Annotated in this window: 12 protein-coding genes; 11 read left to right on the top strand and 1 reads right to left on the bottom strand. The window is 42.2% G+C overall.

Annotation, left to right across the window (positions count from 1 at the left end; translation table 11 throughout):
* Window positions 1-130 precede the first annotated feature (130 nt).
* From pfkA to AOX59_RS06815, 3 genes are all read left to right on the top strand, one after another.
* Window positions 131-1,090: a 6-phosphofructokinase gene (pfkA, locus tag AOX59_RS06825; RefSeq protein WP_068443696.1), complete on the top strand. Its 960-nt coding sequence runs from the start codon at window positions 131-133 to the stop codon at window positions 1,088-1,090.
* Window positions 1,091-1,111: 21 nt separating this feature from the next.
* Window positions 1,112-2,872, top strand: coding sequence for a pyruvate kinase (gene pyk / locus AOX59_RS06820; RefSeq protein ID WP_068443693.1), 1,761 nt, complete (start codon window positions 1,112-1,114; stop codon window positions 2,870-2,872).
* Window positions 2,873-3,008: 136 nt separating this feature from the next.
* Window positions 3,009-3,395: an FxsA family protein gene (locus AOX59_RS06815; RefSeq protein ID WP_068443689.1), complete on the top strand. Its 387-nt coding sequence runs from the start codon at window positions 3,009-3,011 to the stop codon at window positions 3,393-3,395.
* A 4-nt stretch (window positions 3,396-3,399) separates the two neighbouring features.
* On the opposite strand, the gene ytvI is transcribed toward AOX59_RS06815, so the two are convergent.
* Window positions 3,400-4,509, bottom strand: a complete 1,110-nt coding sequence (gene ytvI, locus AOX59_RS06810) for a sporulation integral membrane protein YtvI (RefSeq protein WP_068443686.1) — start codon at window positions 4,507-4,509, stop codon at window positions 3,400-3,402.
* A gap of 294 nt (window positions 4,510-4,803) precedes the next feature.
* Here ytvI and citZ point away from each other — a divergent pair, with 294 nt between their 5' ends.
* The 8 genes from citZ to polA all read left to right on the top strand — a co-directional run bounded on the left by citZ (window position 4,804) and on the right by polA (window position 14,516).
* A complete protein-coding gene (gene citZ / locus AOX59_RS06805; RefSeq protein ID WP_068443683.1) occupies window positions 4,804-5,919 on the top strand; it encodes a citrate synthase in 1,116 nt (371 codons plus the stop codon).
* Window positions 5,920-6,014: 95 nt separating this feature from the next.
* Entirely contained in the window at window positions 6,015-7,289 is a 1,275-nt protein-coding gene (gene icd, locus AOX59_RS06800) for an NADP-dependent isocitrate dehydrogenase (RefSeq protein WP_068443680.1), read from the top strand.
* Window positions 7,290-7,486: 197 nt separating this feature from the next.
* Window positions 7,487-7,963, top strand: a complete 477-nt coding sequence (locus AOX59_RS06795; RefSeq protein ID WP_068443678.1) for a MaoC/PaaZ C-terminal domain-containing protein — start codon at window positions 7,487-7,489, stop codon at window positions 7,961-7,963.
* A 501-nt stretch (window positions 7,964-8,464) separates the two neighbouring features.
* A complete protein-coding gene (locus tag AOX59_RS06790; protein WP_068443674.1) occupies window positions 8,465-9,160 on the top strand; it encodes a response regulator transcription factor in 696 nt (231 codons plus the stop codon).
* Entirely contained in the window at window positions 9,157-10,539 is a 1,383-nt protein-coding gene (gene pnpS / locus AOX59_RS06785; protein WP_068443671.1) for a two-component system histidine kinase PnpS, read from the top strand. The genes AOX59_RS06790 and pnpS overlap by 4 nt, the downstream gene beginning before the upstream one ends.
* A gap of 177 nt (window positions 10,540-10,716) precedes the next feature.
* Entirely contained in the window at window positions 10,717-11,082 is a 366-nt protein-coding gene (locus AOX59_RS06780) for a CidA/LrgA family protein (RefSeq protein ID WP_068448181.1), read from the top strand.
* Complete coding sequence (locus AOX59_RS06775; protein ID WP_068443669.1) at window positions 11,075-11,764, top strand: LrgB family protein; 690 nt, start codon at window positions 11,075-11,077, stop codon at window positions 11,762-11,764. Before AOX59_RS06780 ends, AOX59_RS06775 begins: the two co-directional genes overlap by 8 nt.
* 112 nt (window positions 11,765-11,876) lie before the next feature.
* Window positions 11,877-14,516 (top strand): DNA polymerase I, encoded by a 2,640-nt coding sequence (gene polA, locus AOX59_RS06770; protein WP_068443666.1) that lies wholly within the window; start codon window positions 11,877-11,879, stop codon window positions 14,514-14,516.
* Window positions 14,517-14,523 lie beyond the last annotated feature (7 nt).

Below are 14,523 nucleotides of genomic sequence, written 5' to 3'. Positions count from 1 at the left end.
AACTGCACCGCCGGTAAATTAATTGATATTTATTTTGTTTACAATTATCTTGGTAGTAGTGACCATAAAGTTTGGCATAGAGAGCAAGTACAGCTATGCTGTGCGACAGCGATAGATTAGAGGTGACAGTATGAAGAAAATTGGTGTTTTGACCAGCGGCGGTGATGCACCCGGCATGAACGCCGCTATACGTGCAGTGGTACGGAAAGCGATTTTTAATAATATCGAAGTATACGGCATAAAAAATGGCTTCCAGGGCCTGATAGAAGGCAATATTGAAAAAATGGATATCGGGTCTGTCGGGGATATTATTCAACGCGGCGGTACGATATTACATTCTGCCAGATGCAAAGAGTTCAAAACAGACGAGGGCCAGAATAAAGGTATCGAGCAGATGAAAAAACATGGAATTGAAGGATTAATCGTTATTGGCGGTGATGGAAGTTTTCGCGGGGCGGTAAAGCTTACGGAAAAAGGATATCCTTGCATCGGTATACCGGGCACGATCGATAACGACATTGCGGGGACGGACTTTACAATCGGGTTTGATACCGCGTTGAATACGGTCATTGAAGCGATTGACAAAGTTCGTGATACCGCCTCATCTCATGAAAGGACATTTATTATTGAAGTAATGGGCCGGAATGCAGGTGATTTGGCTTTATGGGCCGGTCTTGCCGATGGCGCAGAAAGCATTCTGATACCTGAGAAAAAAGACGAACTCCATGACGTTGTCGAAAGGTTGAAGCGGGGACAGGAACGTGGAAAAAAACACAGTATTATTGTCTTAGCTGAGGGTGTGGACAACGGATTTAATTATGCTGAAAAAATAAAAGAAACAGCTGATTTAGAGACCCGTGTAACAGTGCTCGGCCATCTCCAGCGCGGTGGGTCTCCAACTGCATCCGACCGTGTGCTCGCCAGCCGGCTCGGAGCAGAGGCTGTCGACTTACTGCTTGATGGAAAGGCAGGGAAAATCGCTGGTATCCAAAATAATCAATTAGTCAATCATGATATCTCTGAGATTTTGCAGAAAAAACATACGATTGATTTAAATATGTACCAATTGTCCAAAGAACTTTCGATTTGATGATTTAAGGAGGCACCGGAAATGCGTAAAACTAAAATTGTATGCACTATTGGTCCTGCTTCTGAATCTGTCGGGACCCTGACAGAATTAATTGAATCCGGGATGGATGTTGCCCGCCTGAATTTCTCTCATGGTGATTTCGACGAACATGAAAGACGAATTCAAAATATCCGTCAGGCAGCTGCAGAGACAGGCAAAACGATTGCCATTCTTCTCGATACAAAGGGTCCTGAAATTAGAACAGGCACCTTCCGGGAAGGTGAAGCCGAGATTGTAAAAGACAGTGTTGTGCATGTCACAATGGATGAGGTGGAAGGAACCGCTGAACGTTTTTCCGTTACGTACGGCGGATTGGTTAATGACGTTCAAAAGGGTTCAAAAATTTTGCTTGATGACGGCTTAATTGAGCTTGAAGTACTTGAAGTGGATAAAGAAAATAGTGAATTGAAAACAAAAGCGTTAAATTCAGGTACCATCAAAAATAAAAAAGGTGTGAATGTACCGAATGTCAGCGTGAACTTGCCTGGTATTACAGAGAAGGATGCCGGGGATATCGAGTTTGGCATCAAACAAGATGTGGATTTTATCGCCGCGTCATTTGTCCGGCGTCCTTCTGATATTCTGGAAATCCAGGAATTGCTTGAAGAACAACAGGCAACACACATTAAGATTATTCCAAAGATCGAAAATCAGGAAGGAATCGATAACATTGAATCGATTCTGGAAGTAAGCAATGGTCTTATGGTAGCAAGAGGCGATCTGGGTGTTGAAACCCCGGCTGAAGATGTCCCGCTTGTTCAAAAGGAATTAATAAGCCAATGTAATACGGCCGGCAAACCAGTTATCACTGCAACACAAATGCTTGATTCAATGCAGCGGAATCCGAGACCGACCCGAGCAGAAGCATCTGACGTGGCTAATGCAATTTTTGACGGTACCGATGCGATTATGCTCTCAGGCGAAACGGCTGCTGGTGAGTATCCAGTGGAATCAGTGGAGACGATGAGAAATATTGCCTTAAAGACGGAGACGGCATTGAATCACAAACATATTCTCGATAACCGTTCGAAATCGGTTGATATGACCATCACAGATGCCATCAGCCAGTCAGTCACGCATACCGCTATGAATTTGGACGTGAGTGCAATTATTACACCGACAGAGAGCGGGCATACGGCCAGAATGATTTCGAAATATCGTCCGGAAGCTCCTATTATTGCCGTAACGTATCACGAAAGTGTTAATCGTCAAATGGCACTCGTGTGGGGCGTGCATGCAGTTATGGGGAGCAAAGCGGAATCAACTGATGACATGCTCGATATTGCCATTGATGAAGGATTGAGTACCAATCTGTTTGACCGTGGCAGCAGAGTTATTGTTACAGCAGGTGTGCCAATAGGCGAGAGCGGGACAACCAATTTGATGAAGGTCCACGTAATAGGAGATGTGATGGCTAAAGGACAAGGAATAGGCCGCAACAGTGCATATGGAAAAGCAGCCGTTGTCCAAAATGCCGCTGAAGCAATTGAAAAGGTGAATGAAAATGATATCCTCGTGACGTATGGCACAGACCGTGACATGATGGAAGCTGTCGAAAAAGCAGCCGGCATTGTCACGGAAGAAGGCGGCCTTACTTCCCACGCGGCAGTTGTTGGCCTGAGTCTTGGAATACCGGTCATCGTTGGTGTTAAAGATATATATGATAAAATTCAGGATGGAACGGATATAACCATTGACGGGGCAAAAGGTGACATATACAAAGGACATGCCAGGGTGCTGTAATATCCTGGCTGTTTCCGCTAATGACAGAGCAAAGTCGCACTTTATATCTAAAAAGCAACTATGAATGTGAAAAGAGCCTGAAAAAAGGAATTCGGTCTCTTCGGCCAATTTCTTTCAGTTGAAAGGGGTACCTTATATGCGGTGGCTATTACTTGGATTAATCATTATACCCGCTATTGAGATAGGGGTGTTTATTTGGGCAGGGGGTATTATCGGCCCATGGTGGGTTGTTGCACTCATAATATTTACCGGGGTGGCAGGTGTCTCACTTGCCCGAAAAGAAGGATTTGAAGCATGGAAAAGAGCTCAGAATGCGATAAATAATGGACAGCCGCCGGGATGGGCGCTGATGGATGGGATTTGTATTTTTATCGGTGGCGTCATGCTCTTTGCGCCCGGGTTTATTACAGATATAATTGGATTTATTTTAGTCCTGCCATTCACCCGCGGCCCGTTTAAACGGATGATTGAAAAATACCTGCGTAAACGAGCAGACAGAAATATGATCATATACCGCAGATGATGAGTCAGCCGTTCTTAATGAAATGCCCTATTTGGTGAAAAATACCTGCCTGAAAAAACGCATTTACTGTGAACAAAAGAAGTGGACCAATAAAGAAGCCGATAGCTCCCCATATCTGAAATCCGATAAACAAAGCCAGCAATGCAAAAAGCGGATTCACGCCCACATTGCCGGAAACGATTTTAGGTTCAAGAAGCTGGCGCTGAATAACGACAATCATATATAAAACTGTTATAGCAATTGTCAGTACGTAATCGCCAGTTAAAAAAAGATATAGAATCCATGGAACAAAAATGATGCCTGTCCCGAAAAATGGCAGCAAATCAGCTAATGCAGCCAACAGTGAGATGGTTAACGCATATTCAACCTGAAAGATTAGAAGTCCGATCAGGATTGTCAATGAGGTAATCACAATAAGAACAGATTGCGCCCGAATATATCCAAAAAGAGCATTGCGTAAATGGTTCTGAACCGCAAAACTGGTATCGAGTATATTTTTCGGGATCCTTTTTTTTATATGCCAAATCAAAGACTCCCAATCCTTTGTTATAAAAAAAGCAGCCATGACAGTAAACAAAAACATACTGATAGAACGAGGCAGCAATGCTATGGTTTGGGGGATTAAATGCAAAAGATGACTGATAACGTCCGCACCGAATGATGCAAATTGTTGCATGATTTGATTGATATTTGTGTTAATACTCTCCTGTTGTTCCGGATTGAGCGCATGAAAAAAAGAAACAAGGTTATGATATGACGGCATAAGTTGCTCATCAATGAAATTTTCTGCTATAAAAATGAGAGAACGGAAATGGTTCGGAACAACTTCTGCCAAATAGGCCGTTCCATGAATCAACTCGGAAAGAATCAGTATAATTAATCCGATAATGGTTGTAACAGTAACTGATAGCATAATGAATACCGCAATACCCCGGGGGAATTTGAATGTTTTTTCCAAAAAGGTCACTGGACGATTCAAAATCAATGACAGAATAACTGCAAGTAAAAAAGGGAATAGAAATGAAACCGTATACTTCATGAGTAAATAGACACATATCAATGATAGAATGACCAGGCAGAGCCGGAGACATTGATAAAATTTTTGTTTGTCCAATTGAACCCACCCGCAACATTAAGACTTGTACTAAATGATTTATGACAGAGAACGGAAAAATAGACATTGACCAGCAAAATAGTGCCTGAAAAGTAGAAACAAACACAAAAAGTATCTTCACAAATCAAAAATATTGCTGAATTTAATCGGTTTCAATTCACATTAGGCAAAATTTACTTTATAATTGAGCGTGGGGATGACAATGTTATTTGTTGAAATATTGTCAAATGTAATGAGTGATTACTTTTATCCTAAGTTAATGAACAAATTCATAGAAAAAGGAGAGGGTTTGTTATGGCTTCAGCAAAAGGGCTAGAAGGGATTGTCGCAACAGAAACGTCCATAAGTTCAATTATCGATGACCAACTTACATATGTTGGGTATACAATTGATGACTTGGCAGAGAATTCCAGCTTTGAAGAAGTTGTTTATCTTCTGTGGAATTTGAAGCTCCCGACAAAGTCGGAACTGGATGAATTTAAAGCTGATCTTGTTTCTGAAATGGAAATTCCGGAAGCAGTTATCGAGCATTTGCGTTCATATGATTTATCAACTGTACATCCAATGGCGGCATTACGTTCTGCAGTATCGATCCTGGGCTTGCATGATGAGGAAGCAGATGTAATGGATCAAGCTGCGAATAAACGAAAGGCCATCCGTCTTCAGGCCAAAGTCGCCACGATTGTGACAGCATTCGGACGTATCCGCAAAGGAAAAGATCCTGTTAAACCAAAGAAAGGTTTAAGCTATGCAGCTAATTTTCTATATATGCTGAACGGTGAGGAACCACAGGATACAGAAGAAGAAGCAATTAATAAAGCGCTCATACTGCACGCAGATCATGAACTGAATGCCTCAACATTTACAGCACGTGTTTGTGTGGCTACATTGTCAGACATTTATTCCGGAATAACCGCTGCAATCGGTGCATTGAAAGGACCGTTGCATGGCGGTGCAAATGAGCGTGTAATGGCAATGCTGACAGAGATCGGCGATGAAGAAAATGCTATTCCATATATTAAAGAAAAATTTGCCAACAAAGAAAAAATCATGGGCATGGGCCATCGTGTGTATGAAAATGGCGATCCGCGTGCCAAATACTTGAAAGAAATGTCTAAAGAATTGACTAAAATTACCGGGCAGTCAAAATGGTATAATATGTCTGTGAAAATTGAAGATTTCATAAAAGAAGAAAAAGGTTTACCTGCAAATGTGGACTTCTATTCAGCTTCTGTCTATCACAGTCTGGGAATTGACCATGACTTGTTTACACCAATCTTTGCAACAAGCCGTATGGCCGGATGGATTGCACATATCCTGGAGCAATACGACAATAACCGTTTGATTCGTCCGCGTGCCGAATATGTTGGTCCTCAAACACAGCAGTACGTTCCAGCCGAGGATAGATAATGAGTATTCGGCAGGAAAAATCACCTGCTGAATGAAGTTTCACTATATAATATGATAAACTTATTATGAATGTAGATGACTAGGAGGTATTTTCAATGACACAAGGGGAAAAAATTACTGTTGAGAATAATGGGAAAATGAATGTGCCAAATCGTCCAATTATTCCATTTATTGAAGGCGATGGGACTGGCCCGGACATTTGGGCTGCAGCTCGCCGTGTAATTGAGGCTGCCGTTGATAAAGCATATAATGGCGAAAAAGCAATTGACTGGAAGGAAGTTTATGCCGGACAAAAGGCTTATGATAAAACGGGTGAATGGCTTCCGGATGAAACACTTAAAACGATTAATGAATATAAAATCGCAATTAAGGGGCCGCTTACAACACCAATCGGCGGCGGGATCCGTTCACTGAACGTGGCTTTGCGTCAGGAGCTGGACTTGTTCGCATGTCTTCGTCCCGTGCAGTATTTCACTGGCGTTCCTTCACCTGTCAAAAATCCGGAAGATGTTGACATGGCTATCTTCCGAGAAAATACAGAAGATATCTATGCCGGTATCGAGTGGCAAAAAGGATCGGATGAGGTCAAGAAAGTCATTGACTTCCTTCAAAGTGAAATGGGCGTCAATAATATCCGCTTCCCTGAAACATCCGGAATCGGTGTGAAGCCAGTTTCAGAAGAGGGAACGAAGCGTCTTGTAAGATCTGCTATCAATTATGCGCTGAATGAAGGACGTAAGAGTGTTACGTTAGTCCATAAAGGTAATATTATGAAATTTACTGAAGGATCCTTCAAAGCATGGGGCTATGAAGTTGCTGAACAGGAATACGGTGATAAAGTCTTTACATGGGCTGAATATGACCGGATTGTTGAAAAAGACGGCAAGGATGCAGGCAATAAAGCTCAGGATGAAGCAGTTGCTGCCGGTAAGCTTCTAGTCAAAGATGCGATTGCGGATATCTTCCTGCAGCAGATTCTCACTCGTCCAAAAGAGTTTGATGTTGTTGCTACCATGAACCTGAATGGTGACTATATTTCCGACGCATTGGCAGCACAAGTCGGTGGAATTGGTATCGCACCAGGAGCGAATATCAACTATGATACAGGCCATGCTATTTTTGAAGCAACGCATGGTACAGCACCTAAATATGCAGGTATGGACAAAGTAAACCCATCATCGGTTATTCTTTCTGCTGTGGAGATGTTAGAACATCTTGAGTGGAGAGAAGCAGCCAACCTTATCACAAAAGCAATGGACAAAACAATCGCTTCTAAAGTCGTAACATATGACTTTGCCCGTATGATGGACGGAGCAACGGAAGTGAAAACTTCCGAGTTCGGTGATGAACTCATCAAAAATATGGATTAAAAAATAAGTGTTTTATCAGCAGAAAAGCTTCTTTTTGCCTTAAGGTAAAAAGAAGCTTTTTCATTTTATTGGCTTTGATTCGCTTCCATTAAACAATAGAATATAAGATAGCAATCACTTTGAATGATTAGAAAATAACAAAATACATATAATTTATGATATAATGGAAAACGCTTACATTAATCGGAGGTGATTAAATGCTTGGCCAAAAGAGAAAATTGGGCAAAAAAATTGACGATCTAAAAATAGGTGACTCATATACGGCATCCCAACTGATTAAAGATAAAGATTTATTATTATATTTAGGGTTGACGAATGATGCTAACCCTCTTTATATTCAGCATGACTATGCAACACAGACACCATACAAACAGCCTGTTGTTCCATCTGTTATGCTTTTTGGAATGGTTTCGTCCATCGTCTCCATGCATCTTCCAGGCCCCGGTAGCCATATCACCCAACACGAGATGACATTTCCCAAACCAGTATCTCATTATAATGAAGTCACATTCACACTTGAAGTTATCGCGATTGATGTGGATCATCATGAAGTAACATTGTCAGTCAAAGGTTATGATCATAGTGGAGATGCAGTTTTGCAGGGAAAACTTAATGTCCGTCCTGCTTATGAACCCGAATTACTCACTGGAAGTTCATTGGAAAATTTCTTTTAAACCCCATGCTTCTTTTGTGAATTTTGATACACTATTGATGTAAAATGCGACGTAAGTGCTATGTTGATTTCCGTTCCGGACAGTCGCGCACCTTAGGGCAACGCTTCAGCCTCCTCGGAAGCAAAAAGCGCTTCCTGCTCAGGTCTCAGCTGCCCGTTTTCCCGCAGGAGTCGACTGCCCTCCACTCCAATCAACATTCACAAGAGAAGTTTAGTTAAGCTCTAAAATAATGAGATTATAAAGCGCGACATCAGCGTAGGAAATACACGGAGACTCCTGCGGGACGGGAGGTATAGGTGAGACCCCGCAGTGCGACAAGCACGAGGAGGCTCACCAGCCGCCCTTAGGTGCGCGGCGTGTATTTCCGGAGCGGTATTATTTAAAGTACGTCGCAGTTTATGGATATTGTAAATTTTTCTTTACATTTCATTCTGTTCACATCACCTTCATTTCGGTGTATGATGAGATTAGTAGAGATTGTCATAGAAATGAGGATTGTGAATGAGACAGCGAATTCTGATCGTTGATGATGAAGCATCAATTGTGACGTTGCTTAAGTTCAATGTGGAACAGGCAGGTTTTGAAACAGATGTTGCTTATGATGGCCTCGAAGCAGTTCAAAAAGCTGAAGAAGGCGACTTTGATTTAATTATTCTTGATTTGATGCTGCCTGAAATGGACGGAACGGAAGTATGTAAGCATTTACGATCAAATAAAATCGATACACCGATTTTGATGCTGACGGCAAAGGATGATGAAATCGATAAAATATTGGGGCTTGAACTGGGAGCCGATGATTATTTAACAAAACCCTTCAGTCCAAAGGAAGTTGTAGCCCGAATTAAGGCGATTCTGCGCCGTTCGATTAAGGCAGAGGAATCTCCCGGCATATCCATGCAGGTTGGCGATTTAACCATTTATCCTGACCGGTATGAAGCTGAAATAAATGGCGAAGGGCTGATGTTTACTCGAAAGGAATTCGAACTCTTATATTATTTTGTTTCTAATAAAGGAATCGTATTATCCCGGGACAAGCTTTTAAGCGCAGTATGGAATTATGACTTTGCAGGAGACACGCGGATCGTTGATGTTCACGTCAGCCATTTGCGTGAAAAAATTGAGCCTGATACTAAAAAGCCAACATATATTAAAACTGTCAGAGGCCTCGGGTATAAATTGGAGCGACCGAAAGTATGAAACCATTATTTACAAAACCACTGTTGGTCTATCACACCGGCCTTTTTGTATTGGTCGTGGTGACCGGCCTTGTTATCAGCCAAATAACAACTGAATACATCATCCTATTATCGATTTTAGCTGTCGAATATTTCATGCTTATTATTATGTTGCTGCACATTTATGATAAATTTATGAAACCGATTAAAAAAGCTTCCCAAACAGTTGATGAGTTTATTAAAGGCAATTATCGTGCGCGCGTTCATCATTCGACAGGCGGAATCATTGGTGAGCTCAATGATAAACTGAATGTTCTGGCGCGAAACGTGAGTGAATTTAAAATACAGGAACAGGTACAGGAAGAACAGCTTTCAACTGTCATCGATAATACACAAAGCGGGCTGGTTCTGATTGATGAAAAAGGCTACATACATCTGGTGAACCGAAAATTTATTTCCCTTTTTGGCGGAGAATATCGTAATTATCATGGTTATTTATATTATGATGTTCTGGAAAACGAAACGATTCACAAAACTGTTCAGGAAGCTTTTCTGTATGAGAAAAATATTACCCATTCATTTACGCAGTTTATTGGGGTGGACAAAAAATATATTGAAATTATCGGTGCGCCTATATTCAATGAACGTAATATGCCAAAAGGCGTCGTCCTGTTATTATATGATATTACGCATTTGAAAAAGCTGGAACTGATGCGCAAAGATTTTGTAGCTAACGTTTCACATGAGCTGAAGACTCCGGTCACGTCAATCAGCGGCTTTGCTGAGACATTACTGAATGGTGCGATGCATGATAGAGATTCACTGCATCATTTCCTAACGATTATTCATGATGAAAGCACACGCCTACAGGATCTGCTCGAGGATTTATTAAAGCTGTCCAGATTGGAAAAAGACGATTTCAAACTGGTGAAAACAACGGTTGATGTTAATAGTCTGGTTGATGAAGTGCTTCCGATTATTACACAGGGTGCAGAACAGAAGGGTATTGCATTACGAACTGATGTTGAAAATGAAATCACGTTTGAAGCTGAGGCTCAACTTGTTAAACAAATCCTCATAAACTTGCTGTCAAATGCAATCAGTTATACAGCTGAAACGGGTGCTGTCAACTTGAAAGTTTCAGATGAGGGTGAAAATGTTCATATCCGGGTATCGGATGATGGAATCGGCATCTCTGAGGAGGCTGTACCGAGAATATTTGAACGTTTCTATCGTGTTGATAAAGCACGAAGCCGGAACACCGGCGGAACAGGGCTTGGTCTGGCAATTGTCAAACATATTGTGGATGTTCATGACGGGACAATTTCGGTTGACAGTGGACCGGGTGAAGGATCAGTGTTTCATGTTTATTTGCCAAAAAACGAAAAAGCATCCTCTTAACCTAAAGCATTCCGTGACCTGTCACAAACATTAAAATTGTTAGCAAAAATGACTATCAAATTGCAGATTAATTTGGTAGTCATTTTTTGTTAGTGAACATTATTTCTGTGATTTAGGCATTTTTGCTATACTTAATGGATGGAAATAAAAATGAGGTGACCCTGATTGGTAAATGCTATGAAAATAGTTCTTCATATCGGAGTGCTATATGCTTTCTATTTAATGGGAACATGGATCCAGCAGATATTTGGCCTGTTTATTCCGGGAAGTATCATCGGTCTGATTCTTTTATTTATCCTGCTGATGACAGGAATTATGAAAGCTCCTTGGGTGGAGGGTGGTGCACGATTTTTCATCAAGCATCTGGCATTATTCTTTATTCCTGCTACGGTTGGTATCATCAATTATCTGGATCTATTTTCAGGGGAAGGCATGCTGTTAGTGATCGTTGGTCTATTAAGTACATTCATGGTGATGGTCTCTGCCGGCCATACCAGCCAATTACTGATTAAGCATAAAGAAAGGGGCCACAGTAATGAATGATCTTATCATCGGCTTGGTTGCGGTAATTGGGACGATTGTCTGCTATTTCATTGGGCTGAAGGCTTATCAGCAATGGCGCTACACGTTCATGGCTCCTGTCATTATTGCCACATTGATACTGGTTTTGAGTTTGTTCCTTTTTCAAATTCCATATGAGATTTATATGATTGGCGGCGGATGGATCAATCATCTGCTCGGACCTGCCGTAGTCGCTTTAGCTTATCCTTTGTATGAGCATCGGGATACACTGAAACAGTTGACCTTCCCCATTTTGACCGGAACCGTTATCGGTGGAATAGTAGGTATCTCAAGCGGGATCCTGCTTAGCAAATGGGCAGGTGTAGGCGAGGAAATCATCTACTCGCTCATACCAAAAAATTCAACGACCCCGGTTGCAATGGAAGTGGCATCCGGGATAGGAGGGATTGAGTCATTGGCTGCTGTGTTTGTCATGATTGCAGGAATTGGCGGTTCTATGCTCAGTTCGTTTATTCTTAAATTTACTCGTGTCCATCATTATATCGGAACCGGTGTCGGCATCGGCAGCGCAAGCCATGCTATCGGAACTGCCATTGCCATGGAGCGCGATCCCCTTGAGGGCTCGGTAAGTACCATTGCCATGGTGGTAAGTGCGGTTGTGGTATCGGTGGTTGCGCCATTGTTTGCTGGATGGTGGATGTAGGAGCTATATACCTGGTTCAATGGAAACCGTTACTCTTAACGGAGCGTGCTTTTTGTTATACTATGGTAAAATAGAGTCAATGATTATATTGCCTTGATCGGAGGACGGTTTGATGCGTAATAAACTTGTACTGATTGATGGAAATAGTGTAATTTACAGGGCATTTTTTGCCTTGCCATTGTTGAACAATGATAAAGGAGTTTACACGAATGCAGTTTACGGTTTTACTAATATGCTGTTGAAAATTCTTGAGGACGAGAAACCAACCCATATGCTGGTGGCGTTTGATGCCGGGAAGACCACTTTCCGCCATGAGACGTATAAAGAATATAAAGGCGGAAGACAAAAGACACCGCCCGAGTTGTCGGAGCAGATACCGCTTTTGAAAGAATTGCTTGATGCTTTTAATATTTCACATTATCAGCTTGATTTGTATGAGGCTGATGATATTATCGGCACACTTTCAAAACAGGCGCAGGAGGAGAACTGGGACGTCACGGTTATTTCCGGTGACAAAGACCTGCTGCAGCTTGTATCGGACAAGGTAACTGTGAACTTGACCAAAAAAGGCATCACTGACATTGAAGCGTATACGCCTGATTTCATGCAGGAAAAGATGTCTATATCGCCTGAACAAATTATCGATCTGAAAGCTTTAATGGGCGACAGTTCGGACAATATCCCGGGGGTTCCCGGTGTTGGGGAAAAAACGGCCACCAAACTGCTGAAGCAATTTGAAACGGTGGATAATGTCTATGAAAATCTTGATGATGTAAGCGGCAAGAAATTAAAAGAGAAGCTGGAAAATCATAAAGAAGATGCGTTCATGAGCAAAAAGCTTGTCATCATTGACCGTGAATCACCCATTGACGTTGCGCTTGAGAAAATAACTTATGCAGGCTATCCGCAAGCTGAAGTCAGCACCATTTTTAAGGATCTGGGCTTTCAGTCGCTTTTGAACCGGATTGATAGCGAGGATGCTGATGAAGATGAGGAGCGGGTTGAACTAAGTGAAATTGACTATATAGTTGTCAATGACCTCACTGAAGAGATGCTCGGTGGTGAGACTGCATTGGTGCTGGAAATGCTTGAGGAAAATTATCACTATGGAAAGATTGAAGGCGTTGGCGTTGTGAACCAATCGGGTGCATACTTTATCCCAACCGAAACGGCTATTGAATCAGAAGCCTTTAAATCATGGGCTGAAGACAGAAGTAAGTCAAAAGTTGTTTTTGATGCGAAGAAAACGCTTGTGACCTTGCTGAATAACGATATCCAGATAAAAGGCATCACGTTTGATATGCTGCTGACATCGTATCTGCTCAATCCGGCTGAGAACAACCACGATATTCCGGCGATTGCGCATCGGATGGGCGAGACGGATGTGCAGTTTGATGAAGAGGTTTACGGGAAGGGCGCCAAAATGAAAGTGCCTGAACAGGACAAGCTGACAGAACATGTTGCCCGGAAAGCAAACGTCTTATTTCAAATAAAAGAAGAAATGAAAGAACAGCTGAAAGTGAATGAACAATACGAGCTGCTTAAGGAACTGGAAATGCCGCTTGCCCTAATTCTGGGTGAAATGGAGCACACCGGTGTCTTGGTTGACGTAGAACGCATCCGGGAAATGGGCGATGATCTAAAACAACGGCTGGATGATTTAGAGCGGGAAATATATGAACTTGCCGGCGAAGAATTTAATTTGAATTCACCGAAACAGCTTGGACCGATTCTGTTTGAAAAACTGGGATTGCCTGTCATCAAAAAAACGAAAACAGGCTATTCCACGGCGGCGGATGTGCTGGAACAGCTGCAAAATGAACACGCCATTATTCCGAAACTGCTGCTCTACCGGCAATTGGGTAAGCTGCAGTCAACTTATATCGCAGGACTCTTGAAAGTGGTGGATCAAGGAACACAAAAAATCCATACGCGCTTTAATCAGGCACTGACACAGACAGGCCGTTTGAGTTCAGTCGAACCAAATTTGCAGAATATCCCGATTCGGCTGGAGGAGGGGCGCAAGATTCGCCAGGCATTCGTGCCGTCCAAAAGAGACTGGGTCATGTTTGCTGCTGACTATTCACAGATTGAACTGCGGGTGCTTGCCCATATCGCCGGTGATGAAAAGCTTGTTGAAGCGTTCACGAACAATCTTGATATTCATACCCAAACAGCAATGGATGTGTTCAATGTTGAGCGGGGAAAGGTTACAGATAATATGCGACGCCAAGCCAAAGCGGTCAACTTCGGGATTGTTTATGGCATCAGTGATTACGGGCTTTCGCAGAATCTTGGTATAACAAGAAAAGAAGCCAAGCAGTTCATTGAACGTTATTTTGAAAGCTACCCTGACGTAAAAGCGTATATGGATGACATTGTCCAGGAGGCAAAGCATCAGGGTTATGTTACAACTTTAATGAAACGCAGACGCTATTTGCCGGAAATTACAAGCCGGAATTTCAACCGGCGATCATTTGCTGAACGGACGGCAATGAATACGCCGATTCAGGGCAGCGCTGCCGATATTATCAAAAAAGCAATGATCGATTTGCATGAAAAACTAAACGATGAAAAACTTGAAGCGCGCATGCTTTTGCAGGTGCATGACGAATTGATTCTGGAAGCACCACAAGAGGAAATTGAACAACTAAAAGAAATTGTGCCAGCCATCATGGAAAAAACCGTGGATTTAAATGTTCCGTTGAAAGTGGATTATGAATACGGTGAGAGCTGGTTTGATGCAAAATAAGGGGAAG

The sequence above is a fragment of the Lentibacillus amyloliquefaciens genome, from assembly GCF_001307805.1.
In the GTDB taxonomy this organism is placed as follows: Bacteria; Bacillota; Bacilli; order Bacillales; family Amphibacillaceae; genus Lentibacillus; species Lentibacillus amyloliquefaciens.
Note: the sequence above shows the minus strand (reverse complement) of the source record. Positions and strands in the feature narration are given on the sequence as shown.

Excerpts from the sequence above, each read along its gene's own strand:
- pfkA (WP_068443696.1), top strand. The coding sequence starts at position 131 with ATGAAGAAAATTGGTGTTTTGACCAGCGGCGGTGATGCACCCGGCATG.
- pyk (WP_068443693.1), top strand. The coding sequence starts at position 1,112 with ATGCGTAAAACTAAAATTGTATGCACTATTGGTCCTGCTTCTGAATCT.
- AOX59_RS06815 (WP_068443689.1), top strand. The coding sequence starts at position 3,009 with ATGCGGTGGCTATTACTTGGATTAATCATTATACCCGCTATTGAGATA.
- citZ (WP_068443683.1), top strand. The coding sequence starts at position 4,804 with ATGGCTTCAGCAAAAGGGCTAGAAGGGATTGTCGCAACAGAAACGTCC.
- icd (WP_068443680.1), top strand. The coding sequence starts at position 6,015 with ATGACACAAGGGGAAAAAATTACTGTTGAGAATAATGGGAAAATGAAT.
- AOX59_RS06795 (WP_068443678.1), top strand. The coding sequence starts at position 7,487 with ATGCTTGGCCAAAAGAGAAAATTGGGCAAAAAAATTGACGATCTAAAA.
- AOX59_RS06790 (WP_068443674.1), top strand. The coding sequence starts at position 8,465 with ATGAGACAGCGAATTCTGATCGTTGATGATGAAGCATCAATTGTGACG.
- pnpS (WP_068443671.1), top strand. The coding sequence starts at position 9,157 with ATGAAACCATTATTTACAAAACCACTGTTGGTCTATCACACCGGCCTT.
- AOX59_RS06780 (WP_068448181.1), top strand. The coding sequence starts at position 10,717 with ATGAAAATAGTTCTTCATATCGGAGTGCTATATGCTTTCTATTTAATG.
- AOX59_RS06775 (WP_068443669.1), top strand. The coding sequence starts at position 11,075 with ATGAATGATCTTATCATCGGCTTGGTTGCGGTAATTGGGACGATTGTC.
- polA (WP_068443666.1), top strand. The coding sequence starts at position 11,877 with ATGCGTAATAAACTTGTACTGATTGATGGAAATAGTGTAATTTACAGG.